Genomic DNA, 24,774 nt, shown 5'->3' with positions numbered 1-24,774 from the left:
CACTGCCGCTTCAGGCCGAGACGCCTCCCAGTCCGGCCGCTGCGGCTATTCGCAGCAGCGGTCGGGGTCGTCCGACGCATCGAGGGCGACGAGCAGCCCGACCCCCGCGAGGAGGGCGAGACCGCCCACGACGACCGCCACGGTCCCCGCGTCGGACATGTTGCTGCGCCCCTTCGCTGGCGTCGACCGGCCGGGCGCATAGCGCGCCGGCGTCAGCCGCTGCCCGGCGAGCGAGATTTGCGGCGATCGCTCATCGCCCGAGAAGCCGAATTCGAGCCCCTCGCCGATGCGCCACGCGGGCCCTTTCAGCCCCGCCCCCTCACTCCGCTGCATCGGCGCCACGGTCAGGCCCACGCGAAGCGTCCTTGCCTCGTCGCTTTTCGTTCCGCCGAGCGGGATGCGCAGGCGCGCGCCGACGAAGCCCCCCGTCGCGACCGGGCCGGCGCCGTTCAGATGTGTGCTGTCCCCGATCGTCTGGGCGTGTAGCGGCGACGCGCAGCAGGACAGCAGCGCGAGCGATGCGGCGATGGATCTCATGGTCATTGGATGCCCCTCCCTGAAACTCGATCCTCGCCCTGAAATACGGCCGAAGAATGGCCACGAAGCGCGCCGCGCCGCCCTGTCGAACCGGCCGCAGTCATGCCACGGATTGCCGTCGACGGCTTCGCCTGACCTTAGCGCCGCCTGGTCCCATAATCGATCCTGATCCGGACCCAGGCGCCGACCAGCGGACGCCCACCAAGCCGCGGGGGCCGCACCTGGAACGCCCACGCCGCGGCGAGCACGGCGCGATTGATCTGCGATCCGTTCGGATATTCGTCGAGCCCGACGCAATCCTCGACGCGATAATCGGGCGCGGTGCGGCAAGCGATCAGCCCCCAGCCGGGCCCGCTGGCGGTCGACAAATAGCCGCGCAGTTCGTCGTCTCTCGGCTCGCGATACCAGGCCGCCGCATAGAGCGGCTCGCCATTGGGAGCCGTTCCCACGCGTTCCGTATCGCGCGAGGCGGAGGAGCCGCCGGTGTTGGGCGGCCCATAGACCTTTCCGCTCGGGGGACGAACGGGACTCGGCGGAAGCACCGGCGCGGGCGGCTGTTCGGCCGGCGTCGTTATGATCGGCGGGACCTTCGGTTCCACGGCGCGCGGGGGCAGCACTTCTTCGGTTACCGGCTGCGGCGGCACGGGCGGCTCTTCGGCCTGCTCGCGCTTCGCGCTGCTCGGTTCGGGCGCTTCCGCCGAAATCTGGCTGGCCTCGAGGCTGACCACGCTGACGCGCGCCTCGCGATAGTCAGGCTCCGTTTCAAAGCCAAAGGAGAGGAGCAGGAGCAGCAGGAGCGCGGGGATCAGAACCGCCAGGCTTATGGCAAGCGTGCGGCGCCCCGCCCCGATGCTGAGCTGTTCGACATAGGGAGTGGCTGGAACAGGGCTCAGCTGAAGCAATCTTTGGTGGCGGCGTCGGCTGGTCGAGGCGCCTGGGGCCAGGTTCGCGACGGATAGTGGGGCACCGGGCCTTTGACAAGTGTAGCGCCGTTCGATGACGAAATTGCGCGCGGACCTTTCACCCGGCCTCGCGCCATTCCCCCGGCGCCAGTTCGCCAAGCTCCCACCCGCCGATTCGCCAGCGCACCAGCCGCAGCGTCGGATAACCGACCGCGGCGGTCATGCGGCGGACCTGGCGGTTGCGGCCTTCGGTGATCGTCAATTCGATCCAGCTGTCGGGGACGCTCTTGCGGTATCGCACCGGCGGGTCGCGGTACCAGAGCTGGGGCGGGTCGATGCGGCGGACGGTCGCGGGGCGCGTCGGGCCGTCGTTCAGCGTGACGCCGCGGCGCAGCGCTTCGAGCGCGGCGGCGTCGGGCTCGCCCTCGACCTGCGCCAGATAGGTTTTGGGGGTCTTGTGCTTCGGCGACGCAATGCGCGCCTGCAGCGCGCCGTCGTCGGTCAGGATCAGCAGGCCCTCGCTGTCGCGGTCGAGCCGCCCCGCCGGATAGACGCCGGGGACGTCGATATAGTCGGACAGCGTCGCGCGCGGGCCATCCGCGCTCGCCGTCATGCTCTTGTCGGTAAATTGCGACAGCACACCCCACGGCTTGTTGAATAGGATCACCGTCATGGCATCAAGCTCCGCGCGACCGCCTCGGCGACCTTGATGCCGTCGACCGCCGCCGACAATATGCCCCCGGCATAGCCCGCGCCCTCGCCCGCCGGAAACAGCCCCGCAGTGTTCAGGCTCTGAAAATCCTCGCCGCGGGTAAAGCGCACGGGCGACGAGGTGCGCGTTTCGACCCCCGTCATCACCACGTCGGGATGGTCGTATCCCGCGATCTGGCGCCCGAACACCGGGATCGCCTCGCGCATCGCCTCGACCGCGAAATCGGGCAGGCACGCGGCGAGGTCGGTCGGCGTCACGCCCGGCCGATACGACGGCACGACGCTGCCGAGCGACGTCGACGGGCGCCCCGCGAGGAAATCGCCGACGCGCTGCGCGGGTGCCCGATAGTTCGAGCCGCCCGCGACAAAGGCGAGCGATTCCCAGTGCCGCTGGAAGGCGAGGCCCGCGAGCGGATCGCCGGGATAGTCGCGTTCGGGATCGATCGCGACGACGAAGCCCGAATTGGCGTTGCGCTCGTTGCGCGAATATTGGCTCATGCCGTTGGTCGCGACGCGCCCTTCCTCGGAGGTTGCTGCGACGACGGTGCCGCCGGGACACATGCAGAAGCTGTAGACGGTGCGCCCGTTCTTGCAGTGGTGCGAGATATGATATTCGGCGGCGCCGAGGATCGGGTTGCCCGCGTCGGCGCCAAAGCGCGAGGTGTCGATCCACGATTGCGGATGCTCGATGCGGACGCCGATCGAAAAGGGCTTCGCCTCGACATGGACGCCCGCCGCGTGGAGCATCGCAAAGGTGTCGCGCGCGCTGTGGCCGACGGCGAGGATGACGCGGTCGGCCTCGATATACTCACCACCCGCCAGGTGCAGGCCCTGGACGCGGCGCTCGCCCGCCCCGTCGGTGGCGATGTCGAGCCCGTCGACCTTGTGCTGCCAGCGATATTCGCCGCCCAGCCCCTCGATCGTCTCGCGCAGGCTTTCGACCATCGTCACCAGCCGGAAGGTGCCGATATGCGGGTGCGCTTCGGTCAATATTTCGGGCGGAGCGCCCGCCTTCACGAATTCGGTGAGCACCTTGCGGTCGAGGTGCCGCGGGTCCTTGATCCGGCTGTAGAGCTTGCCGTCGGAAAAGGTGCCCGCGCCTCCCTCGCCGAACTGGACGTTCGATTCGGGGTGAAGCACGCCGCGCCGCCACAAATCCCACGTGTCCTTGGTGCGTTCGCGCACGACCTTGCCGCGGTCGAGGATGATCGGGCGGAACCCCATTTGCGCGAGGATCAGCCCGACGAACAACCCGCACGGCCCCGCGCCGACGACGACCGGCCGTTTGGCGCCCTTCGGCGCCTGCGTGATGAACTTGTACGCGGTGTTCGGGGTCTGCTGGACGTTGCGGTCCTTGCGAAAGCGCGCGAGCACCGCGCCCTCATCCTTCACATTGACGTCGATCGAATAGATCAGCTTGATGTTGGTCTTGTCGCGCGCGTCGTGCGCGCGGCGCGCGACGACATGGCGCACCAGCTCGCGTGGGCCGATGCGCAGCCGCTTGCAGATCGCGGCGGGCAAATCCTCCGGCGCATGGTGCAGCGGCAAAGTCAGTTCGGTCAGGCGAAGCATCGGACGCCTGTAATGGGCATCCCGTCACGAGGGAACGCTGTTCGAAAAGAAAAGGGGGCGGCCATCGCTGGCCGCCCCCGTGATCTTTAGGCCGCTTCCTTCTTGCGCGACGCTTTCTTGCGCTCGTGCGGGTCGAGCAGCGTCTTGCGGATGCGGATATTCTTGGGGGTCACTTCGACCATCTCGTCGTCGTCGATATAGGCGATCGCCTGTTCGAGCGTCATGCGCTTCGGCGGGGTCAGGCGGATCGCGTCGTCCTTGCCCGTCGAACGGAAGTTCGTGAGCTGCTTCGACTTCATCGGGTTGACCTCAAGATCGTCGGGCTTCGCATTCTCGCCGATGATCATGCCCTCATAGAGCGCCTCGCCGGGCGAGACGAAGAGGATGCCGCGCTCTTCGAGCGGGCCAAGGGCGTAGGCGACGGCTTCGCCATTGCCGTTCGAGATCAGGACGCCATTCTTGCGGCCTTCGATCGTGCCCTTGTACGGGCCATATTTCTCGAACAGGCGGTTCATGATCCCGGTGCCGCGCGTGTCGGACAGGAATTCGCCATGATAGCCGATCAGGCCGCGCGACGGGCCCGAGAAGGTGATGCGCGTCTTGCCGCCACCCGACGGACGCATGTCGGTGAGGTCGGCCTTGCGGACCTGCATCTTCTCGACGACCGTGCCCGAATGTTCGTCGTCGACGTCGATGACGACGGTTTCATACGGTTCGGTGCGCTTGCCGGCCTCGTCCTCGCCATACAGCACGCGCGGGCGGCTGATGCCGAGTTCGAAGCCTTCGCGGCGCATCGTTTCGATGAGCACGCCGAGCTGAAGCTCGCCGCGGCCCGCGACTTCGAAGCTGTCCTTGTCGGCGCTTTCGGTGATGCGGATCGCGACGTTGGTTTCGGCTTCGCGGAACAGGCGGTCGCGGATCATGCGGCTCGTCACCTTGCTGCCCTCGCGGCCCGCCATCGGCGAATCGTTCACGGCAAAGCGCATCGACAGCGTCGGCGGATCGATCGGCTGCGCGGCGATCGGTTCGCTGACGCTGGTGTCGGCGATGGTGTTCGCGACGGTCGCCTGCGCGAGACCCGCGATCGCGACGATGTCACCCGCGCGCGCTTCCTCGACGGGAACGCGCTCGAGCCCGCGGAACGCGAGCAGCTTCGACGCGCGGCCGGTCTCGATGACCTTGCCATCCATGTCGATCGCGTGGATCGGCTGGTTGACCTTGATCGTGCCCGACTGGACGCGGCCGGTCAGGATGCGGCCGATGAAATTGTCGCGGTCGAGCAGCGTCGCGAGGAAGGTGAAGGGACCGTCTTCGGGCAGGCCGGGTTCGGGCACATGGCTGACGATCGTCTTGAACAGCGGCTCGAGCGTGCCTTCGCGCGCTTCGGGGCTGTCCGAGGCGAAGCCGCCGCGGCCCGAGGCGTAAAGGATCGGGAAGTCGAGCTGTTCGTCATTGGCCTCGAGCGTCAGGAACAGTTCGAACACTTCGTCGAGCACTTCGGCGGCGCGCGCGTCGCTGCGGTCGATCTTGTTGACGACGACGATCGGCTTGAGGCCCAGCGCGAGCGCCTTGCCGGTGACGAACTTGGTCTGCGGCATCGGGCCCTCGGCCGCATCGACGAGCAGGATGACGCCGTCGACCATGCTGAGGATACGCTCGACCTCACCGCCGAAATCGGCGTGGCCCGGGGTGTCGACGATGTTGATGCGCGTCAGGTCGGCGCCTTCGCCCCACTCGACCGAGGTGCACTTCGCAAGGATCGTGATCCCGCGTTCCTTTTCCAGATCGTTCGAATCCATCGCGCGCTCTTCGACGCGCTGGTTGTCGCGGAACGTGCCCGACTGGCGGAACAGCTGGTCGACGAGGGTGGTCTTGCCATGATCGACGTGCGCGATGATGGCGATATTGCGCAAAGACATGCGGAAGGGCCTTATTGGAAGGGGGCAGCGCCCGGAGCGCCGCGAAACGCCGCGCCCCTAACAGAATGGGTGCTGCGGCGCAACATGATTGCCGATGGCGCGAGCTAGCGCAGCGATTTCGCCAGACGGTTCGCGTCGTACAGCGAGCGCGCCTCGGCGCGGCGCAGCCGTTTTGCGAGCCCCGTGTCGAATTCGCCTTTCCAGCGCGCGAGCGCCGGCCCGATCCGCGCGACGTCGCCATCGCCGATCGCCTGCAACGCGCGCGATGCGGCGAGCAACCCTTCGCGCTCGCGTGCCAGCCCCGATCCGGAATAGCGTTCGGCGATCAGTCCAAGTTGATGGCGCATCGACGCGATTGCCAGCCGCGCGCCTTGCGGGTCGGCGCGATCGAGCATCAGCTCTGCGCCCGCGACGCCGTCGTCGATGGCCGAAAGCTGATCGCCGAGACGCCGCCCAATCCGCTCCTCGACCGGGCAAGCGCGCACCGCGCGAACATAGGTAGCGAGCGCGTCGAGCATCGCGGGGGTCGGCTCCTGCCCGCCGAACTCCTCGACGATCAGGTTGCGGACAAAGGCTTCGAGCGCGCGCGTATCGGGATCGCGCGCGACCTTTCCCGGCATCGCGAGATCGGGAATCGCAACGGGGTCGAAGCGACCATTGCCGCGCGCGGCGCTGAAAAAGCTGTTCGTGACGTCGGCCGTCCCCGGCGCCGCCGACACGCCTGTGAGCAGGAAATGCGGATTGTCGCGGCCGTTGATATGGCAACTCGCGCAGCTTAGCCCCGCCTTCGCCGCCTGTCCGCCGAGCAAAGTCGGCGCCCCGAACAGCGCTCGGCCGCTGCGGACGAGCGGCGTGTCGCTGGCAAGGCAACTCGCGGGCTGCTCCGACAAAAGCGCCCGTTCGGACCCCGGCGCGGTCCAGCGCAGTTGTTCGAAAGCCGGCGGCGCATTCCGCGTCGCCGCGACGCCAAGGAGCAGCGCCGCGAGCGCGATCAGCTTGCCGATGAGCGGCCCTCCGCGATCCAGCGTTTGAGTTCGTCGACTTCGTGACAGCCGAAACCGCAGATCGCCTCGAGCTTTGCCAGATGTGCCCTGGCGCCCGCCACGTCGCCGCGTTCGAGCTTCAATTCGCCATAATATTCGAGCGCGCCGCGATGCGCCGGCGCGATGGCAAGCGCCTCGCGATAATAGGCCTCGGCCGCGTCATAGCGTTTCAGCTTGCGGTTCGCGAAACCGAGATAGGTGAGCACATCGGGATGCGGCCCCGCCGCCCACAGCGCCGCGTCGAGCTTGGCGATCGCGGCTTCGTAGCGATGCTCGTTGATCAGCCCGACGGCGGCAACATAGGTCGCATCGAGCGTTTCGGCCGCGGCGAGCCGAACCTCGGGCTCGACCGCATTTTGCGCCTGCGGCCCCGCGGCCACCGCCGCATCGAGTTTAGCAACCGCATCGGCGAGCTTCGCGGCATCGGCGCAGGTGCCGCCGCAGCCTTCCTGCATCGCCTTCAGCGCCGCGGCCTGCTCAGCTGCCTTTTCCGCCTTGCCGAGCTTCGCCTGCGTGATGCCGAGGTCGCGGCGCGCCTCGACCATCTTCTCGTTATAGCGCACCGCGGCTTCGAGCGGCTTCACCGCGCGCGAGAAATCGCCCTGCGCCATATAGCTCGCACCGAGCAGATAATTGGCCTGGGGATTCTTCGGCACCGCCGACACGACCTTTTTGAACGCTTTCGCCGCCTCGTCATATTTTCCCGAAGCGAAGGCGTCGGCGCCTTTCTTGTAATCGACCGTCGGGTCGTAGCTGCTCTGGCTCGGCGGCGCGCTGCCGCCCCCTCCGCCGCCGCCCGCCGCGAAAGCGAGCGGCGCGACGAAGATCGCGCAAGCGGCAGCGATGGATAGTGAAGATCGATAGCGCATCACGAGTCTCTCCCGCGGTCGATACGGGCGCCAGCCTATCACAAATGCGGCCCGCGCGGAACGAGGAAGCGACGGTCAGATCATCGTGATCAGCCGCTCGACCTCCTGCCCGGCGACACGCGCGGCGCGCACGAGATTGGCGTGGAAATCGCCCGCACTGTCGCCGTTCGCTTCGTCGGTGACCGCCTTGATCGCCGCCCACGGCTTGCCCAGCCGCGCCGCAACCTGCGCCACCGCGCCAACCTCCATATCGACGAGTGTCGCGCCGAGGTTTGCAAGATCGGCGGCGGCATCGGGACACGCGACGAAACTGTCGCCGCTCGCAATGCGCGCGTGCGGCAGACCGAGACCGGGGTCGGGCATCGCCGAAAAATGCGCCTCGCCGGCCTCGCCGATCGGCCATTCGCCGGCGCGGTAACGGCGAAACAGGCCGGGCTGCACCGCGCCATAATCATGCTGCAACGCCTCGGAGAACCAGTAAGCGCCCGGCGCCGCGCCCAGCGAACCGCAGGTGCCCGTCATCAACAGTAGGTCGGCATCGCCGCCAAGCATGCCCGCGCACAACGCGGCATTGACCTTGCCGAGTCCGCAGGTCGCGATGGTGAGGCTGTGGCCACCGACCACGAGCCGCCGTTCGGCAAACAGCCCGTCAGCGCGGTCGCCGGTGCCGGAAAACAGCGCGTCGGCCTCTTCGGGCAGCGCGGCGAGGATCAGGATATGGGCCATGGCACGTATGTAGCCGGGCGGCGGACCATGGCTAGTTCGAATGTTAACCGTCGCCCCTGCGAAGGCAGGGGCCGCTGGCAGCCTTGCGCAACACCGATAGCGGCCCCTGCCTTCGCAGGGGCGACGAAATCATCTCAAGCTTGCCATTCCCTCCTCCTCCCGCCATCGCTCACACCAATGCTGTCCCGCATCTTCCCCGACCGCTTCGTCCCCGTGCTGTTCGCGACGATCCTGCTCGCGAGCCTGCTTCCGGTGCGCGGCGCCGCGGTGCCGATCGCGGGAGGGCTGTCGACCGCGGCGATCATCTTCCTCTTCTTCCTCAACGGCGTGCGCTTGCCGCGCGAAGAGGTTCTCCACGGCATCCGCAACTGGAAGCTGCAGGGGAGCGCGCTCGCCTTCTGCTTCGGCTTCATGGCGCTGCTCGGCCTCGCGGCGCAGGCGGCGACCGCGCCGCTGCTCCCCGCGACGCTTGCGCTCGGTTTCCTCTTCCTCGGCATCCTGCCCTCGACCGTCCAGTCGGCGACCGCGGCGAGCAGCCTTGCCGGCGGCAATGTCGCGGCGAGTGTCGTCGCGGCGGCGCTGCTCAACCTCAGCGGGGTCGCGCTCTCGCCTTTGCTCTTCGCGCTGCTCGCGGGAAGCGAGGGCGAGATCCATGGGCAAGCCGTGCTCCGCATCGTCTCGATCCTGCTAATCCCCTTCGTCGCAGGACAGCTTGTCCAGCGCTGGCTGCGACCGTGGGTCCTCGCGCATCGCGGCCTCGCGACCTTCATGGACCGCACCGCGATCGCGATCGCGGTCTATGTCGCTTTCTCGGCCGCGGTCGTCGCGGGGATCTGGAGCCTGCTCGACGGGCGCGAGATCGCCATCGTGTTCGCAGCGGTCGCGGCGCTGCTCGCGCTCTCGTTCGGCGGCGCGTGGGCACTCGGCGGACTGCTGAAGCTTGCACGGCCCGACCGCATCACCCTGCTCTTTTCGGGCGCGCAAAAGAGCATCGCGGTTGGCGCGCCGCTCGCCGCGACGCTTTTCCCGCCCGCCATCGCCGGCATGGTGCTCGTTCCGATCCTCGTCTATCATATGGCGCAACTGATCCTGTCCGCATGGATCGCGCCGGTGCTGCGGTCGCGGCAGGGTGTGGTGCTTGAATAACACAGATACGCATGCCATATAGGCATTGGCCAGATTTTCTATTGGGTGGCTGGAAGGAAGACGAATGAGCGAACTGACCGCGACGGCAACCGCGACCGACGAGTTGAAGCTGACCCCGCCCGATCCCGTGCCCGCAGTTTCCCCCGAAAAGGCCGCCGGCCTGGTCCCGCTGTCGACCGAACAGAAATCGAAGCTCGAGGAACGCGTCGATGGCTTTATCGACGACCTCGTCGCGCAGGACGTCAACTCGCCCGCGTTCGGGCAGAAGGTCGACCAGATCACCAACATGGGCCGCAAGGAAATGCTCGAGGCGGCAAACCAGTCGAACCGTTTCCTCGACCGCCCGATCAAGGCGATGGACCGCGACACCGATATCGGCATGAACCTGATCGAGCTTCGCAACACCGTCGAACGGCTCGACCCGTCGGCGAACGGCAAGCTGTTGACGAAGCGCGGCTTTTTCGACAAGATTCTCGGCAACAAGGTGGGCAATTATTTTGCGCAGTACCGCAGCGCGCAGACGCATATCTCGGGCGTGCTCACCGCGCTGTCGAACGGCAAAGACGAACTGTTGATGGACAATGCCGCCATCGACGTCGAGCGCCGTAAGCTGTGGGAAGCGATGGGCAAGCTTGAGCAGATGGTCCACATCGCGGGCACGCTCGATGCCAAGCTCGAGGCGAAGGCGACCGAGCTCGACGGCATCGACCCCGCCAAAGCGAAGGTGCTGCGCGAGAACGCACTCTTCTATGCACGCCAGCGCACGCAGGACCTGCTCACCCAGATGGCGGTGACGGTGCAGGGCTATCTCGCGCTCGATCTCGTCAAAAAGAATAATGTCGAACTGGTGAAGGGCGTCGACCGCGCCTCGACCACTACCGTCGGCGCACTGAAAACCGCGATCACCGTCGCACAGGCGATGACGAACCAGAAGCTGGTGCTCGAACAGATCACCGCGCTCAATACCACGACCGCGAACATCATCGACGGCACGTCGAAGATGCTGAAGGACAACACCGCGCGCATCCACGAGCAGGCAGCGTCGAGCACGATCCCGATGGAGACGCTGCAGCGCGCGTTCCAGAATATCTATGACACGATGGACGCGATCGACACCTTCAAGCTGAAGGCGCTCCACAGCATGAAAACGACAGTGACGACGCTCGAGGGCGAGGTCGCCAAGTCGAAAGGCTATATCGCGCGCGCCGAGGGTGCGAGCCAGGCGCAGGCGAGCGTCGGCGGTGCCGACAGCCCGCTCGCGTCGCTCGAAGGCTAAGGCACATCATGACAATGAGCGAAGTCGACAAGATTCGGGTTACGGCCGCCTCCGCGATCGAACGGTCGCGCGAGCGCCGCCGCCCGATCGGCACCAAGAGCGTCGCGCTGCGCCGCCAGCATCTCTACAAGAAGCTCGGCCGCGTATTGATCGCGGGCGGTATCGTGCTGATCGGCGCCGCGGTGTTCGGCGCACTGATCCAGCCGCTCGGTTTCACCGGGCTGCTCGCCTTGTTCATCCTGCTCATCGGGGTCGCGGTGCTGTTCGGCCGCTCGCCCTTCCCCGAACCACGCCAGGCCGATCTGCCCAAGGCCGACTTGAAACAGCTCGCCGGCCGCACCGAAATCTGGCTCGAAGCGCAGCGGCCCGCACTCCCCGCCCCGGCGCGCCAGCTCGTCGACGGCATCGGCGTCCAGCTCGACCTGCTCGCGCCGCAGCTACAGACGCTCGACGTATCGAGCCCCGCTGCGGCGAACATCCGCAAGCTCGTCGGCGAGGATCTGCCCGAACTCGTCGCGGGTTATCAGCGCATCCCCGCGGGGCTGCGCACCGAAGCGCACGCCGGCCGCACCCCCGACGAAACGCTCGTCGGCGGCCTGAAGATGCTCGAAAGCGAGATCGGCAACGCCGCGCGCAGCCTCGCGGCGGGCGAACTCGACAAGCTCGCGACGCGCGAACGTTACCTCCAGCTCAAATATCAGGGCATCGACGGCGAGGACGTACCCACCAGCTAAGCCTGCCGCCAGCGCTGCGTCCCGAACCAGAGCAGCAGGATGAACAGCAGCGGCGGCGCGAGCCCCCAATGCCCCGCCCCGGCGAGCGGCGCGAGCAAAGGCGCCGACGACAGCAGCCACAGCGCCGCGAGCAGCGCGCCGACAGCGAGCGCCTCGAACGCGAAGCTGCGCCAGAAACGCGACCGCGCGCGCGCATAGGCCGCCTGCGCATCGATCGCGCGCTCGACTCCGGCCGCAAAGCCGCGATCGCCCGGCCGCGCGGGCGGCGCCAGCATCGCAGCCAGCATCGCGTCGATGTTCTGATCATCCGGCGCCGTCATGCGTCCGCTCCTTCGCCGATCATCTTCTGCGCCTTTGCCCGCCCGCGCAAGACGAGCGATTTGAGCGTGCCCAACGGCAAGCCCATGATCGCGGCCGCCTCGCCATGCGACCAGCCATGGCCGAAGCATAAGGTGAGCGCGGCGCGCTCCTGCGGCGACAAGGCGCCGAGCAAGCGGTCGGCGTCGATCGCGGCGTCACTTGCCGGGCGTGGGTCGATCGATGCCGCAGCCTCCTCCCCCGCTGCCAGTCCCTCGCGCCGCCGCGCGGTGCGCCGCTGGTCGAGGAACAGCCGCCAGCCGATCCCCATGACCCACGCCGCATAACTCCCCTGCCCCCGATATTCGCCCGCGCGCTGCCACGCACGTACGAAAGCTTCCTGCGCCAGATCGTCGGCGTCGCATCCGGCGGCACGCGACAGGAAGGCGCGCAACCGCCCCTCGTGCCGCAGCACGAGGAGCTGGAAAGCGGCGCGATCTCCCCCGGCGACACGCTGGTTGAGGGCCCAATCTTCTTTGGCGCTTGCCTCATCACGCAGCGGCGCGCTCCTCGGCAGCCGCGGCGCGCGCGAGGCGGCGGCGAACGAGGAGTGCGATACCGACAAAGGCGGGGAAGAGCGCGGCGCCCGACGAAATGCGGATCAGCTGCTCATTGCCCTGGATCAGCCCGAAGCCCGCCATCGCGAGGCCAATTGCAAGCAGCACCAGCGCATTGCGGTCGTCGCCTCCACCGGCCGTTTCCTTGTCGCCCTGTCCGCCGAGATGCTCATACGGCTTGTTAAGCTTGTCGATCAGCGGACTCACCGCATCCGACTTGGCCTCGAGCGCGCGGCGGATCGAGCGATGCAACATCCAGGCGTGAAGCAGCCGTGCGAGCAGGAAAAAGCCGACGACGAACAGCGCGACCATCGTGATATTTTCGAGCAAGCTGAAGAAACCGTCGCTGACCGCGACCAGCTCGGTGGTCGGCGCGGGCGCCGGCACATAGGAGGCCACTTCCCGCGGGCTGATATAGGCGGCGACATCTTCGGCGCTGAGCGATTCCCCGGCCGGCACCGTGATCGTCGTGACGGCGGGGGGCACCGCGGCCGGGGCGGAAACCGTGGCGGCAGCGGCCGCTGCGGCAATCAGAAAACCCATTATCACTCTCCTTCATGCCGCGTCGACATGGTGAAACCACAGGCGGCGGCCTCCGGCAAGGCGGAGATGATCTGCACCGGGGAGCACATATCGACCACCGCGCGACGCCGCCGCCCGGACCGGCGCGGGGGCCGATCATGGACTGGACGGCACGACGCGCGCCAATGGATGCAAGGGGAGAGTTTTTTGGGGGGTGAGGAGCCTAAAGCCCCTCGCCGCCCGTCCAGTGCGCGTTGACGAGGCGGCGCGCGAGCGCGCTCACCTGGCCCCGGATATCGGGGACCGCGACGACTTCCCACAGGTCGCCGCGCGTCATCGGGCCGATCGCGAGGATATGCTCCGACGAACGGCCCGACGCATCGACGATATGCCCGTCGCGGTCGATATCGAGCCCGAGGCGGAGCGCATCGGGGCGGATACGCCGCGCACCGAGCAGGCGTTTCACCAGCGGGTCCGACGAGCGCAGCAGATCGCCCTGCGGGCCGGTACAATTGACCATCCGCGCCGCGCGCGTCGTCACCAGCTCGGCTTCGCCGCGCGGCAGCCACGCGACGGCGAGCGCATCGGGTTCGACCGCGACATGCGCGATCTTGCCCGCGCGGAAATGGAGCTGCCCCGACGCGATCAGCGCGTCGATGCGGTCGGCGACCTCGGGCGCGAGCCGGTGGCGATGGACGTCCCAAAAGGGGCGCAAATGACGCAGGAAGCGCGCGCGCTTGCCGGCGTCGGCGGCCGACCACATCATCTGCGTGATCGGCCGGATCGAATCGACGACCAGCCGCCAGTCACGCTCTCTCGCTTCGCCCCGCGCCCAGCGCACCAGTTCGGAGAGGTCGGGGGCGGGTTTGGCAAGGACGGGCTTGGGACGCGGCAGGCCATCGATATGGCGATGCGGGCGCAGCCCGCGGCGCGAGAGCGCGGTGATCGGCCCTTCATGGCCGTGTGAAACGAGGCGCAGGATTACGTCGACCGCGGTCAGCCCGGTGCCAACGACAAGCACCGGCGCCTGCTTGTCCATCCCCTCCTCGAAGGCACTCGCCCACGGATCGCCGATATAGCGATGCGACGGCAGATGCGCGCCCTCGATCGCGGGTGGATCGTGCGGCGGCAGGTTGCCGATCGCGAGCACCGCGCGGTCGGCCTCGATCAGCCCGCCGTTGACGAGCCCGAGCGTGACCTGCCCGCGCTTCTCCTCGATATCGAGCACTTCGTCGTCGACGAGCTTCAGCCGCCGGCCATATTTCTCCATCGCCGCGCGCAGCGTCTCGCGCAGATAGCGGCCGTAGGTCGCGCGCGTGACGAACGCCGCCTCGCAGCCGAGCCCGCGCGCCGCCAGCCACTCGCAGAAATGATCGGGCCGGTCGGCAAAGGCACTCATATTGCCCGCGCGGACGTTGAGCAGGTGCGAGGTTTCGGTGCTGCTATACGCAACGCCCGCGCCCATCCGGTGCCGGTCGCGCTCGATCAGCAGCACCTCGACATCGGGCTGTTCGAGCAGGTTGATCGCGAGCAAGGTCCCGGAAAACCCAGCACCGACGATCGCGACGCGCGTCGCGGTGCGAAAACGCGGGCGCGGCGAATGAAGCTGCGCTTCGATCATCCTCATCGCGTTACCACGTCGCCCGACACCGTCACACGTTCGAGCGCGCGATACTCGGGCCAGTAATCGCCGACCGCATAATGCTGGGTCGAGCGATTGTCCCAGATGCCGATCGCGTTCGGGGTCCAGCGGAAGCGCACCTGATATTCAGGGACCTTGATCCGGTCGAACAGCAGGCGGAGCAGGCTGTCGCTTTCCTCCTCGCTCACCCCGATAATGCGGCTGGTAAAGGTGTAATTGACGTAGAGGATCTTCTCGCCCGTTTCGGGGTGCGAGCGCACGACCGGGTGACACACCGGCGGGAAATCGCGCGCGAGCTGCGCACGCTTTTCCTCGGTCACGCGGCCGCCGAAGCTGCGCACGATGTCATGCTCGGCTTCGAGCCCCTCGATGCGGTCCTTCACCGGCTGCGGCAGCCCGGCATAGGCGGCGACGGTGTCGGCCCACATCGTGTCGCCGCCGAGCGGGGGCAGATGCCGCGCGCGCAGGATCGATGCGATCGACGGCCGCTCGCGGAAGGTCACGTCGGTGTGCCATTTGTTATACGCCTGGAACGGCGCCAGCGTCTCGGCGGTGAGCTGGACGCCCTCGACGCCTTCGATCTTGAGGATTTCGGGATAGCCCTCGACCGAGGGGATCACCGGATGACTTTCGAGATCGCCGAACAATTCGCCCAGCCGGACATGGCTTTCGTGGCTGATGTCCTGATCGCGGAAGAACACGACCTTGAAGCGCAGCCACGCGGCGCGCAGCAAATCGGCCTCCTCGGAAGAGAGCGGTCGGTCGAGATCGAGCCCGCCGATCTCCGCCCCGATCGTCGGGGTCGACGGCGAAATCGATACGCCGAGCGATCGCGCGGCCTCGAACAGGTCGGGGGTGTTCAGCTGCGTGGCCATGAGCAGTCCTTTCGATTCGGAATACGTCCCGGAACACCGAAAGTAACTCAACTGATATGATTGACAAGCCCCAACGCGCCGAGCCGCATGAATTGCGCGACCTACGGCCGATAGGGAATGGCGTCGGGCAGGATCACGCCGACATCCTGCGCATAGCGATCCCAAGCCGCCGCAAGCTCGGCCTTATGGTCGGGATGGGCAAGTGACAGGTCGCGCGTCTCGCCGGGATCGCGCGCGATGTCGAACAATCGCCAGATACCGTCACCAATATCGGTAAGCTTCCAGTCGCCGCGGCGATAGGCGCGCGAGCCGAACAGCTCGGACCCCACGCCATCGTCGGCGCCATAAACGCGCGCATTGGCGTTTTTCAGCCAGGCGGCCCACGAGCGGCCGGTGATCGGCACGACCTTGCGCCCCGCGACACGCGTCGCCTTGGCATCGGCGCCCGCAAGGTCAAGCAGCGTCGGCGCGATATCGGCGACCGACAGATATTGCGTTTCGGCGCCCTTGCGCGCCACGATACCCGCGCCGCTGATGAAGGCGACCGCGCGCGTGCCGCCCTCGCTTTGATAGCCCTTGGTCAGCCACGACGGCGCGGTCGCCGCCTGCGCCCAGCCCGCACCATAGGTCAGGTACGACGACGCCGTGCCGCGATTGGCGAAGCCATTGTCGGCGCCCTTCAGCGGCGCGGCGAGCATCTGCGCGCCCGTCGTCTCGACATCGAGCGCCTCGGCGCCATTGTCGGCCAGGAAGACGACCACCGTGTTGTCGAGCTCGCCCGAAGCGCGCAGCGTTTCGATCACGCGGCCGACATTCTGGTCGAGCCGATCGACCATCGCGGCATAGATTTCCATGTTGCGCGCGGCGAGCCGTTGCTGGTCGGCGGTCAGCGAATCCCAGCTCCCGTCGCGGTTGCGCGGCGTGTGCGCCGCGACATCGGGGCCAAGGATGCCCAGTTCGCGCTGCCGCGCCAGCCGCCGTTCGCGCAGCACGTCGAACCCTTCGTCATAGCGCCCCTTGTAACGCGCAATGTCCTCGGCCGGCGCCTGCAGCGGCCAGTGCGGCGCGGTGAAAGCGAGATAGCCGAAAAAGGGCCGCGCGGGCTTTCCGCTGGCCGGCTCTTCGCCGAGGAATTCGATCAGCCGCGTCGCGAACGTGTCGCTCGAATAGAAATCGGCGGGGAGCTGCGTCAGCCGCTTCCCCTGTTCGGTATAGGTTGCCCGCCCGCCCTTTTCGGGATCGGCGTCGGTACCGAAATGATTATGCCCGCCCTGGAGCAAGGCAAAGCTGCGCTCGAACCCGCGCGCGTGCGGGTCCTGTTCGGGGGTCAAACCCAGGTGCCATTTGCCCGACAGCAAGGTGCGATAGCCTCTCGCGCCCAACCGCTCGGCGAGCGTCGCAACATCGCTGCGCAAATAGCCCTCATAGCCCGACTTGCCCTGCTGGTTCGGGCGGATCATCTCGGCCATCGTGCCGAGCCCGGCGCGGTGATTGTCGGTGCCCGACAGCAGCATCGAACGCGTCGGCGAACAGGTCGGCGCGGTGTGGAAGCCTGCGAGGCGGATGCCGTTGAGCGCGAGCTTGTCGAGGTTCGGGGTGCGGATCTCGCCCCCGAACGCGCCGAGGTCCGAATAGCCGAGATCGTCGGCGACGATGACGAGCAGGTTTGGCCGCCGATCCTTCGCCTGCGCAGACCCGACGGTCGCGGCAGCACCGATCAGCGCGGCAAAAAGCAGACGGGCGAAACGCGAACCATGGGTCATCGGGTGGTCTTTCGAAGGTAAAAGGTCGGCGCGCCCGGGCGAATGGAACCGGGGCGCGCCGCAGACAGGGCCGGCGCAGTCACAGGAAGGGAGAGGAGAACCACAGGCGCCGGCCGATTTCGCCATTTCGTTACGCCGGTTCGTATTGAACCGCCTTTTCCTTGCGGACGGTGCGGCTGCGGCGCCCGTCGATCGCAACCGGAACCTCGCCCGAAATCGTCGCGCGACGGAGCGTCCGGCGCTGCAGGCCGAAGTCGGCGGTCGCGCGGTGCTGGGTCGACTGATTATCCCAGATCGCCACGTCGCCCTCGCGCCAGCGCCAGCGCACGACATTTTCGGGCTTGGTGATATGATCCTGCAGCGTCTGGAACAGCCGCGCGCTGTCGGCCGCGTTCAGCCCGACGAACTGCTTGACGAAATGGCCGAGCAACAGGCTGCGCTGGCCGCTGACCGGATGGACGCGCACGACCGGATGCTCGGTTTCGTACACCGTCGAGGCGAAGACGTTGCGATGCTCCTTGATCCGCTTCGCCGCGCTTTCGCCGTCGGGCGCCGATTGCAGGATCGACGCATAGTCATAGAGGTTGGTGTGCGTCGCCCACAGATTGCCCACGAGCTGGCGCAGCACCTCGGGCAAGCCCTCATAGGCGGTTTCGCCATTCGCCCACTGCGTGTCGCCGCCCGCTTCGGGGATGGTCAGCGCGCGCAGGATCGATGCCTTGGGATAGGCGTCGACAAAGGTCACGTCGGTGTGCCAGCTCGACGCCGCATAGCCTTCCTTGCTGTCGAGTTCGAGCAAGTAGCGCGATCCTTCGGCAACCGGCACCGTCGGATGCGCGACCGGATCGCCGAGAAGCGCCGCGAAATCCTCATGCTCCTGATCGGTCAGATGCTGCTGGTCGCGGAAGAAGAGCACCTTGTGCCGCACCAGCGCGGCCTGGATGGCCTGCACCACCGGCGCGGGCAGATCGCCCGACAGCTCGACACCGTGGACAATGGCGCCGATCGTGCCGGTCACCGGTGTGATTTCGAGCGGGATATTCTTGTCGCGCGCATTGGCATAGCTGTTGTGAAGGTCCGTCATGTCAGTCTCCTTTGGGGGTTGGACGGCGGGGGTATCCGGCAAGAGCCTCTGCGGGCGGTCGTCGAATGGAGTGGGCGCGTGGTTCACGCGCGAGTGTGGTGAACATGGCCATCACAGCTTCGTCCGCAGCGTCGCGCCGATCGTGCGGGGTTCGCCGATCAGCGAGGTGACGATGCCGGTGTTCTGCGCCGACAGCGTCTGGAAATAATCCTTGTCGAACAGGTTGCGCGCCCAGATCGACAGGTCGAACAGACCGTCGTCGGTGCGGATGCCGATGCGGGCATTGGCGATGCCGTACGCCGGAACATCGGCATAACGGCTGTCACTCGACGAGGTGTTGAAGGTCGAGCGGTGCGAATAATCGGCGTGGCCGTATAGTGACAGGTCGCGCCCGCCGAGATTGCCGAGCGGCGCCGACACGTCGCCGCCGAGCGTATAGGTGAACTTGGGAACGCCGGGCAGCTGCTCGCCCGTCAGGTCCTGGATGCCCCCCTGATTGAGCCGCTCGGGCGCCTGCGGCGCGGTGCGGTAATCGCTGTACGTCGTGTCGGCGTAAGCGACCGAGGCATAGAAGCTGGCGCGTTCGCTCGGCGCGAAGCTCAGGTCGCCTTCGACCCCCCGCGAGCGCACCCCCGGAATATTCGCGATATATTGGCGGACGTTGACCGTGTTCGGCACCTGCTCGGTGATTGCGGTCTGATAATCGCTGATTTCGGTCCAATAACCCGCGACGTTGAGTGTCACCGCCTTGTCGAACCACTCGGACTTGATCCCGAGTTCGTAGCTGTCGACGTTTTCGGGCGCGACATCGGGATCGATCCCGGCGGGAAGGTTGGTGAGGTTGAGGCCGCCCGACTTGTTGCCGCGCGAGTATGTCGCATAGGCGAGTGCGTCGTCCGCGAACTGCCACGACAAGGTCGCGAGCCCCGACACGCTGTTGTCCTTGAACCCCGTCGAGTAACTGGTGACGGGGTTGAACTGCGCACGGAGCGCCGCCGCCTGCGCCGCCAATCCGGCCGGGAGGGTCGCGAGATCGGTTCCCGCGACATGGATCTGCGTGAACGAACCGCTCTTCTTTTCGTGCGTGTAACGAAGCCCCGCGGTGAGCGTTAGCCGGTCGGTGAATTTCCAGTCGAGCTGGCCGAACAGCGCATAGCTTTTGGTGCGCGGGTCCGAGGTCGAGTTCGCCTCGAAGCCGTTGAGCGCCGCTTCCCACGCGGCCAGCGGGATCGGCGAGGTCGCGGGGCGGTTCCACAGCGCGGCGGCGGGGCCATAAGCGCTCGCGCCCTTGCCGCGGATGACTTGCCAGAAATAATAGGCGCCCACGACATAATCGATCGGCCCGTCGCTGTCCGAGGCGAGGCGAAGTTCCTGGCTGAACTGGCGCTGGCGGTTCGCCTGCTGCGCCTTGACGATCACCGGGAGCGAGGTCGAATCGCCGTCGTTGGCGGGGTTCCAGTCCCACCAGCGATAGGCGGTGATCGAGGTCAGCTTGGCCGCGCCGATGTTCCAGTCGACCTGCCCCGACACGCCATAGCCGTCCATGTTCGACTGATAATGGCTGTTCGCCTCGCCGCGCCGCGCGAAGGGGTCGATCGTCGGGAAGCTGTAACCCGGGAAACGCGCCGCGCGCTCGGCGAAGCTGTTCGGGATCGCCGCGCCATTCTCATAGGTGCCGAAATAGTCGGCGAAGATGTTGAGGACGTGGTTCTGTTTCTGGCGCGCAAAATCACCGATGATGCGGACCTCGAGATCGGCGGTGGGGGTGAACAGCAGCTGCCCGCGCACGCTCCAGTTCGAATAATCCTGCGCGCGCTCATTCTGGGTGTCGTTATAAAGGAAGCCGCGCCGCTCGGTCACCGAGCCGCTGACGCGGACCGCGAGCAGATCATCGATCAGTGCCCCCGATGCCGACCCGCGCAGCTGGTAATAGCCGTAATCGCCGACGCTCGCCTCGCCCGAAAATTCGGGGTCGAAGCTCGGCTTGCGCGAGCTGATGTTGATCGCGCCCGATGTGGTGTTCTTGCCGAACAAAGTCCCCTGCGGCCCGCGCAGCACCTCGATCTGCTGCAAATCGACCAGGTCGAACTGCGACTGGCCGACCCGCCCATAATAGACATTGTCGACATAGAAGCCGACGCCATTCTCGAGCCCGTCGTTGGTCAGCGCGACATTGCTGCCGAGCCCGCGGATGTTGATATTGGTGTTACGCGGGTTGAAGCTGAACACTTGCAGGCTCGGCACGATCTGCTGGATCTGCGTCAACGAGTAGTTGCCCGTCGCCTCGAGCTGCGACGCGCCGACGACCGACAATGCGATCGGGACATCCTGCGCGCTTTCGTCGCGGCGGCGCGCCGACACGATGATCTCAGCGCCGTCGTACGAGGCGGCAGACGCGGCCGCCACCGCAGCGCCGGCGGCTTCTCCGTCGACTTCGGCGCCGTCGGCAGAGGTTGTTTCGGTTTCGGCGGCAAAGGCCGGTGCGGCAGGCATCAACAGCGCCGCACCGAGCAGAAACTTCAAACGATGATCGGGAGAGAAACGGTTCATTATATTGGGTCCCCGGGCGGTGATCCCGCCCCCTTTTTGATGTGATGGATGGTGGCGCGGTGCGCCGCGCCGGATCGGGCAGCCGCCAGCTCCGCCCCCCACAGCGCCCGGGCGGCGCTGCGCAGGGACGCAGGATAGCGAGCCAGATCCGACAGGTCGGATTGGGTCAGCAAAGGCATGATTTTCCCCCGCGCCGGCGCTCGGGTGCCGGACGTCAAGCCGCAACGTCTCGCGAGAGGAGGCGCGGCTGGAGATGATGGGAGGCCGCGAGACGAAGCGGGGCGCGGTCGGTCCGCTACCCCGGGTAAGCCGCGGCGATGATTTAATTGATGCTGTTACACATACGCATCGCAATACCCCTTCTGGGGGAACGCAATGCCTGGCGATGTCGCCCGAGCATCACGCGCTTTAGCCGTTGGTAACGCGGAGCAAGCTGCTTCCCGGTCAAAAGCCGCGGGTCGAGGGGGAGAGCCCGTCATTCGTCTCGACCAGTCCCGAATGACAATGTCAACTTAATCGATTGATTTTAGATTCGTCAACGCCGGAGGCCGCTTTTTCCGACGAAGAAAATCTATCGGCGGACAAGCCGAGGCTTATCCGCCGATGATAAATTCCGTGAGGTGATCGCGCCGACCGGTCAGAAACGCTTGATCGAAAGCACCTCGAAGGTCTGGCGCAGCGTGTCGATCGAATGATCATAATCGCCGAGCGCGAGCGCCGCGATCAGCGCGTCGACGACGCAAAGCTGGGCGATCCGGCTCGTCATCGCCTCGGTGCGAAAGCGCGTTTCGCGCGCCATGGTGAAGAGCACTACATCGGCATAGGCCTGGATCGGCGAGCGCGCGAAGTTGGTGATGACGATCGTCCGCGCGCCCGCCTCCTTCGCCAGCCGTGTCGCCGCCACGGTCTCATGCGTCGCGCCGCTGTGCGAAATCGTCAGCACCGCGACGTCGGGATCGCAGCGTGAGGCGCTGATCGCCTGGATATGGCTGTCGGTGACCACGCGCGCGTCGAGTCCGATGCGCAGCATCCGGTAATGCGTGTCCTCGGCGATCGGCGCCGACGAGCCGATGCCATAGATTTCGACGCGCTTCGCGGTCCGGATCGCACCCACCGCGCGCGAGAGCGCCTGGGGATCGAGCACCGAGAGCGAGTCGCGCAGCGCCTGGATTCCCGAATGAAAGACCTTGCGGCAGATGGTATCCATATCGTCGTCGCGCCCGACATCCTCGTGGATGAACTGCACCGGCTGGACCACTTCGCGCGCGAGGCTGAGCTTCAGATGCTGGAACCCCGACAAGCCGATGCCGCGGCAGAAATTGACGACGCTGCCCTCGCTCACCCCGACGGCTTCGGCGAGTTCGGTGATCGACATGCGGACGATCTCTTCGGGCTGCGCCAGGATATGGTCGGCGATGCGCCGCGCACCCCGCGCCATAGTGCCATGAGCCATTCTCATTCGTTCGAGCGCATTTTCGATCGGCGCCCGATCGTCCCCCGCCGCTTTCGACGCCCCGCCCGTGTCATTCATCTTACGCAATTCTCCGTCAGAATCCGAATGTCCGCCCCCGCGGGACAGAGAAGGTTAGCCGAGATCGCAACATTCCGAAAGTGCAATTTGCTCATTTTTATATAAATCTAAAATTGAGCAAATTTCACTCAACTGTCACACGCCGCCCCTAGCGGATGCCTCGCACATTGGTGCGGCGCAGCATCGAGTCGTGAACACGGCCACCCCTGCCCCACCGAATGTGATCGCGATTCTTCAAAAGGGGCATGATTGTGCACAAGGCTACCAAATTTCGTGCGGCCATGGTTTTTGGTCTGATGCTGTCGGCGAGCGCGCTGCCGTCGGTCGCCTTCGCCGCCGTCGATGAGGCGACCGCCGACAGCGCCGATGCCGGTTCGGACGCGGGCGACGAGATCATCGTCAACGGCACCGCGGCAGTCGAGGCGACGCCGCTCGCCGCCGCGGCGGTCGAATATGGCAACGCCGTGCAGATCGTGACCTCCGAAGAAATCGCCGCAACGGGCGCGACCAACTTCGCCGAAATCGCGCAGTTCCTGATCAAGGGCGCCAACATCGGCTATTCGCCCGACGAGGGCGAATATACGATCCGCCTCGACGGCGGCAGCGACCGCGACACGCTCGTCGTGCTCGACGGCGTACCGCTCTACGATCGCGGCCCCGCGCTCGAGGATATCTGGGGCTCGACGACGATCGACCCGCACATGATCGAGCGCGCCGAGGTGTTCCGCGGCGGCAACAGCCTCTTTTTCGGCAGCAACGGCGGCATCGGCGTGATCAGCCTCGTCACCAAGCGCCCCGACGGCACCAGCAAGTTCGAGCTTGGCGCGCAGTACGGCGCGTTCAACACGCGCGAAATCTGGGGCAACGCGCGCTTCCCGATCGATCCCGAGGGGCGCCACAGCCTGATGGTCTATGGCGGCAGCATCCAGACCGACGGCCCGCGCATCTTCGCCCCCGAATCCTATGTCGACAATGTCGCGAAGGCCGGCGGCATCCAGGACTATCCGCTCAACCGCAGCAACATCGGCGTCAAATATCTGTGGAAGGTCGACGACAAGAGCGAGTTCCGGGTCAACGGCCAATATACGCAGATCGAATTCCACGACCCTTTCCCCGACGCCGAAACCTTTTCGCCCAACCGCGTCCGCTATCCGATCGTCGATTTCTCGCTCGACCGCCGCTGGTCGGACAATTTCTACACCGAAATCGCGGGCTACTGGAGCAACCCGCGGCTCAACAACACCGAGACCTTCGCCGAAATCTGCAAGACGCCCGCCGGCTGCACCGACCCGACGACGGGCAAGCTGATCCGTTTCGGCGATGCGACGGGCAAGTCGATCCCCTTCCCGAACAAGGGCTTCGGCAAGGATTCGAAGGTCGGCGGTTTCCGCGAAATGGGGCTCAACGTCCGCAACACGCTGTCGCTCCCCAACATCGTCGAAGTCGTCGCGGGCGTGCAGGTCGTGTCGTACAAGAATGACTCGGACCCCGTCTTCCCGATCTCGAACAAGGCGAACACGATCACCGGCGTCTATGCCGATTTCCGTCCGGTGATCCCGTTCAGCCCCGACACCAAATTGTCGCTCGCGCTACGCACCGACTTCGCCGACAGCTTCGGGTCGCGCACGATCTGGAAATTCGGTTTCCGCCAGCCGATCGGCGCTTTCTATATCCGCGGCAACGGCGGCACCTCATACAGCCTGCCGCGCACCAACGAACTGTTCGCCCAGAGCCCGACGCTGGTCGGCAACCCCGACCTCAAGACCGAGGAAACCGAAACCTATAACGGCGGCGTCGGCTTTTCGCAGAGCTTCGGCAATGTTGAGGTGAATGCCGAGGTCGGCGCGTTCCGCACCGATGTCACCAACCGCATCCAGACGACGTCGGGGCTCACCCCCAACACCTATTTTAACAACGACCGCATCACCGAGATCCGCGGCCTCACGGCCGAGCTCGACGTCCGCGTCGGCAAGGGCTTTTCGTTCAACGTCAACTACACCAAGCAGAAGGCGCGCCTCGACGGCAGCAAGCTGCAGATCAACGAGACCCCCGAATATATGATCGGCGGCAACGTCCGCTGGACCAGCCCCGACGACCGCTTCTCCGTCACGCTGTTCCCGCGCTATCAGGGTCCCGAATATGCGACGGGCGGCGTCAACAATTCGCTGCGCCACAATTTCGGCAATTATTTCCTGCTCAACGGATCGATCGGATACCGTCTGGGGGACGAGCGCCAGCACCAGATCCAGCTGCGCGTCGTCAACATCTTCGACAAGGAATATGCCGAACGCTACGGCTACGGCAACATGCGCTACAGCTCGGCGTTTATCCGCGGCGAGATTGCGCTCAACAGCCCCGAATATTTCTATGGCTATGAGTTCGAGGGCAAGCCGCGCGCGGTCTATGTCTCCTTCTCGACGATATTCTGATCGAGCCGGTTCGGAGAGCCCGGTTCATG

General features: G+C 66.2%; 21 protein-coding genes. 4 read left to right on the top strand and 17 right to left on the bottom strand.

The annotated features are described in order from the left end of the window. Positions 1-45: 45 nt before the first annotated feature. The 8 genes from ATE70_RS09520 to ATE70_RS09485 form a co-directional block, all read right to left on the bottom strand. Positions 46-543, bottom strand: a complete 498-nt coding sequence (locus ATE70_RS09520; RefSeq protein ID WP_058537685.1) for a hypothetical protein — start codon at positions 541-543, stop codon at positions 46-48. 131 nt (positions 544-674) lie between these two features. Next, positions 675-1,439 (bottom strand): hypothetical protein, encoded by a 765-nt coding sequence (locus ATE70_RS09515; protein WP_058537684.1) that lies wholly within the window; start codon positions 1,437-1,439, stop codon positions 675-677. Positions 1,440-1,557: 118 nt separating this feature from the next. Continuing rightward, positions 1,558-2,112 (bottom strand): pseudouridine synthase, encoded by a 555-nt coding sequence (locus ATE70_RS09510; RefSeq protein WP_058537683.1) that lies wholly within the window; start codon positions 2,110-2,112, stop codon positions 1,558-1,560. Continuing rightward, entirely contained in the window at positions 2,109-3,722 is a 1,614-nt protein-coding gene (locus ATE70_RS09505) for an NAD(P)/FAD-dependent oxidoreductase (protein WP_058537682.1), read from the bottom strand. The genes ATE70_RS09510 and ATE70_RS09505 overlap by 4 nt, the downstream gene beginning before the upstream one ends. Positions 3,723-3,808: 86 nt before the next feature. Then, on the bottom strand, positions 3,809-5,641 hold the full coding sequence (gene typA / locus ATE70_RS09500; RefSeq protein WP_058537681.1) for a translational GTPase TypA: 1,833 nt from the start codon (positions 5,639-5,641) through the stop codon (positions 3,809-3,811). Between the two features lie 104 nt (positions 5,642-5,745). Continuing rightward, positions 5,746-6,531 (bottom strand): hypothetical protein, encoded by a 786-nt coding sequence (locus ATE70_RS09495; RefSeq protein WP_058537680.1) that lies wholly within the window; start codon positions 6,529-6,531, stop codon positions 5,746-5,748. Between the two features lie 101 nt (positions 6,532-6,632). Continuing rightward, positions 6,633-7,553, bottom strand: coding sequence for a tetratricopeptide repeat protein (locus ATE70_RS09490; protein WP_058537679.1), 921 nt, complete (start codon positions 7,551-7,553; stop codon positions 6,633-6,635). Positions 7,554-7,628: 75 nt separating this feature from the next. Then, positions 7,629-8,279, bottom strand: coding sequence for a 5'-methylthioadenosine/S-adenosylhomocysteine nucleosidase family protein (locus tag ATE70_RS09485; RefSeq protein WP_058537678.1), 651 nt, complete (start codon positions 8,277-8,279; stop codon positions 7,629-7,631). Positions 8,280-8,456: 177 nt separating this feature from the next. On the opposite strand from ATE70_RS09485, the gene ATE70_RS09480 reads away from it, so the two are divergent. The 3 genes from ATE70_RS09480 to ATE70_RS09470 all read left to right on the top strand — a co-directional run bounded on the left by ATE70_RS09480 (position 8,457) and on the right by ATE70_RS09470 (position 11,435). After that, a complete protein-coding gene (locus ATE70_RS09480) occupies positions 8,457-9,425 on the top strand; it encodes a bile acid:sodium symporter family protein (protein ID WP_058537677.1) in 969 nt (322 codons plus the stop codon). A gap of 64 nt (positions 9,426-9,489) precedes the next feature. Then, on the top strand, positions 9,490-10,701 hold the full coding sequence (locus ATE70_RS09475; protein WP_058537676.1) for a toxic anion resistance protein: 1,212 nt from the start codon (positions 9,490-9,492) through the stop codon (positions 10,699-10,701). Between the two features lie 14 nt (positions 10,702-10,715). Continuing rightward, a complete protein-coding gene (locus tag ATE70_RS09470) occupies positions 10,716-11,435 on the top strand; it encodes a hypothetical protein (protein WP_231740066.1) in 720 nt (239 codons plus the stop codon). On the opposite strand, the gene ATE70_RS09465 is transcribed toward ATE70_RS09470, so the two are convergent. The 9 genes from ATE70_RS09465 to ATE70_RS09420 all read right to left on the bottom strand — a co-directional run bounded on the left by ATE70_RS09465 (position 11,432) and on the right by ATE70_RS09420 (position 22,316). Further along, on the bottom strand, positions 11,432-11,755 hold the full coding sequence (locus ATE70_RS09465; RefSeq protein ID WP_058537674.1) for a hypothetical protein: 324 nt from the start codon (positions 11,753-11,755) through the stop codon (positions 11,432-11,434). The genes ATE70_RS09470 and ATE70_RS09465 overlap by 4 nt on opposite strands. Further along, entirely contained in the window at positions 11,752-12,357 is a 606-nt protein-coding gene (locus ATE70_RS09460) for an RNA polymerase sigma factor (RefSeq protein ID WP_058799849.1), read from the bottom strand. The genes ATE70_RS09465 and ATE70_RS09460 overlap by 4 nt, the downstream gene beginning before the upstream one ends. Next, entirely contained in the window at positions 12,284-12,892 is a 609-nt protein-coding gene (locus tag ATE70_RS09455; RefSeq protein WP_058537672.1) for a hypothetical protein, read from the bottom strand. The genes ATE70_RS09460 and ATE70_RS09455 overlap by 74 nt, the downstream gene beginning before the upstream one ends. A gap of 202 nt (positions 12,893-13,094) precedes the next feature. Further along, positions 13,095-14,498, bottom strand: coding sequence for an FAD/NAD(P)-binding protein (locus tag ATE70_RS09450; RefSeq protein ID WP_231740065.1), 1,404 nt, complete (start codon positions 14,496-14,498; stop codon positions 13,095-13,097). Then, positions 14,495-15,388 (bottom strand): TauD/TfdA dioxygenase family protein, encoded by an 894-nt coding sequence (locus ATE70_RS09445; protein ID WP_058537670.1) that lies wholly within the window; start codon positions 15,386-15,388, stop codon positions 14,495-14,497. Before ATE70_RS09445 ends, ATE70_RS09450 begins: the two co-directional genes overlap by 4 nt. Positions 15,389-15,489: 101 nt before the next feature. Further along, positions 15,490-17,151, bottom strand: coding sequence for an arylsulfatase (locus ATE70_RS09440; protein WP_058537669.1), 1,662 nt, complete (start codon positions 17,149-17,151; stop codon positions 15,490-15,492). A gap of 130 nt (positions 17,152-17,281) precedes the next feature. Further along, positions 17,282-18,235, bottom strand: a complete 954-nt coding sequence (locus ATE70_RS09435; RefSeq protein ID WP_058537668.1) for a TauD/TfdA dioxygenase family protein — start codon at positions 18,233-18,235, stop codon at positions 17,282-17,284. 111 nt (positions 18,236-18,346) lie between these two features. Further along, positions 18,347-20,785, bottom strand: coding sequence for a TonB-dependent receptor (locus ATE70_RS09430; RefSeq protein WP_058537667.1), 2,439 nt, complete (start codon positions 20,783-20,785; stop codon positions 18,347-18,349). A 637-nt stretch (positions 20,786-21,422) separates the two neighbouring features. Continuing rightward, on the bottom strand, positions 21,423-22,316 hold the full coding sequence (locus tag ATE70_RS09420) for a MurR/RpiR family transcriptional regulator (protein ID WP_058537666.1): 894 nt from the start codon (positions 22,314-22,316) through the stop codon (positions 21,423-21,425). Positions 22,317-22,597: 281 nt separating this feature from the next. On the opposite strand from ATE70_RS09420, the gene ATE70_RS09415 reads away from it, so the two are divergent. After that, positions 22,598-24,745, top strand: coding sequence for a TonB-dependent receptor plug domain-containing protein (locus ATE70_RS09415; RefSeq protein ID WP_082639552.1), 2,148 nt, complete (start codon positions 22,598-22,600; stop codon positions 24,743-24,745). The last annotated feature ends 29 nt before the right edge of the window (positions 24,746-24,774 follow it).

This window comes from Sphingopyxis sp. H053 (assembly GCF_001468225.1).
Classification (GTDB): domain Bacteria; phylum Pseudomonadota; class Alphaproteobacteria; order Sphingomonadales; family Sphingomonadaceae; genus Sphingopyxis.
This window is presented reverse-complemented; position numbering and strand designations above follow the sequence as displayed.

Bases quoted from the DNA above. Each gene is read 5' to 3' on its own strand.
- ATE70_RS09445 (WP_058537670.1), bottom strand. From the start codon at position 15,388: ATGGCCACGCAGCTGAACACCCCCGACCTGTTCGAGGCCGCGCGATCG.
- ATE70_RS09520 (WP_058537685.1), bottom strand. From the start codon at position 543: ATGACCATGAGATCCATCGCCGCATCGCTCGCGCTGCTGTCCTGCTGC.
- ATE70_RS09465 (WP_058537674.1), bottom strand. From the start codon at position 11,755: ATGACGGCGCCGGATGATCAGAACATCGACGCGATGCTGGCTGCGATG.
- ATE70_RS09510 (WP_058537683.1), bottom strand. From the start codon at position 2,112: ATGACGGTGATCCTATTCAACAAGCCGTGGGGTGTGCTGTCGCAATTT.
- ATE70_RS09440 (WP_058537669.1), bottom strand. From the start codon at position 17,151: ATGACCCATGGTTCGCGTTTCGCCCGTCTGCTTTTTGCCGCGCTGATC.
- ATE70_RS09455 (WP_058537672.1), bottom strand. From the start codon at position 12,892: ATGGGTTTTCTGATTGCCGCAGCGGCCGCTGCCGCCACGGTTTCCGCC.
- typA (WP_058537681.1), bottom strand. From the start codon at position 5,641: ATGTCTTTGCGCAATATCGCCATCATCGCGCACGTCGATCATGGCAAG.
- ATE70_RS09485 (WP_058537678.1), bottom strand. From the start codon at position 8,279: ATGGCCCATATCCTGATCCTCGCCGCGCTGCCCGAAGAGGCCGACGCG.
- ATE70_RS09435 (WP_058537668.1), bottom strand. From the start codon at position 18,235: ATGACGGACCTTCACAACAGCTATGCCAATGCGCGCGACAAGAATATC.
- ATE70_RS09470 (WP_231740066.1), top strand. From the start codon at position 10,716: ATGAGCGAAGTCGACAAGATTCGGGTTACGGCCGCCTCCGCGATCGAA.
- ATE70_RS09480 (WP_058537677.1), top strand. From the start codon at position 8,457: ATGCTGTCCCGCATCTTCCCCGACCGCTTCGTCCCCGTGCTGTTCGCG.
- ATE70_RS09430 (WP_058537667.1), bottom strand. From the start codon at position 20,785: ATGAACCGTTTCTCTCCCGATCATCGTTTGAAGTTTCTGCTCGGTGCG.
- ATE70_RS09420 (WP_058537666.1), bottom strand. From the start codon at position 22,316: ATGAATGACACGGGCGGGGCGTCGAAAGCGGCGGGGGACGATCGGGCG.
- ATE70_RS09505 (WP_058537682.1), bottom strand. From the start codon at position 3,722: ATGCTTCGCCTGACCGAACTGACTTTGCCGCTGCACCATGCGCCGGAG.
- ATE70_RS09415 (WP_082639552.1), top strand. From the start codon at position 22,598: ATGGTTTTTGGTCTGATGCTGTCGGCGAGCGCGCTGCCGTCGGTCGCC.
- ATE70_RS09490 (WP_058537679.1), bottom strand. From the start codon at position 7,553: ATGCGCTATCGATCTTCACTATCCATCGCTGCCGCTTGCGCGATCTTC.
- ATE70_RS09475 (WP_058537676.1), top strand. From the start codon at position 9,490: ATGAGCGAACTGACCGCGACGGCAACCGCGACCGACGAGTTGAAGCTG.
- ATE70_RS09450 (WP_231740065.1), bottom strand. From the start codon at position 14,498: ATGAGGATGATCGAAGCGCAGCTTCATTCGCCGCGCCCGCGTTTTCGC.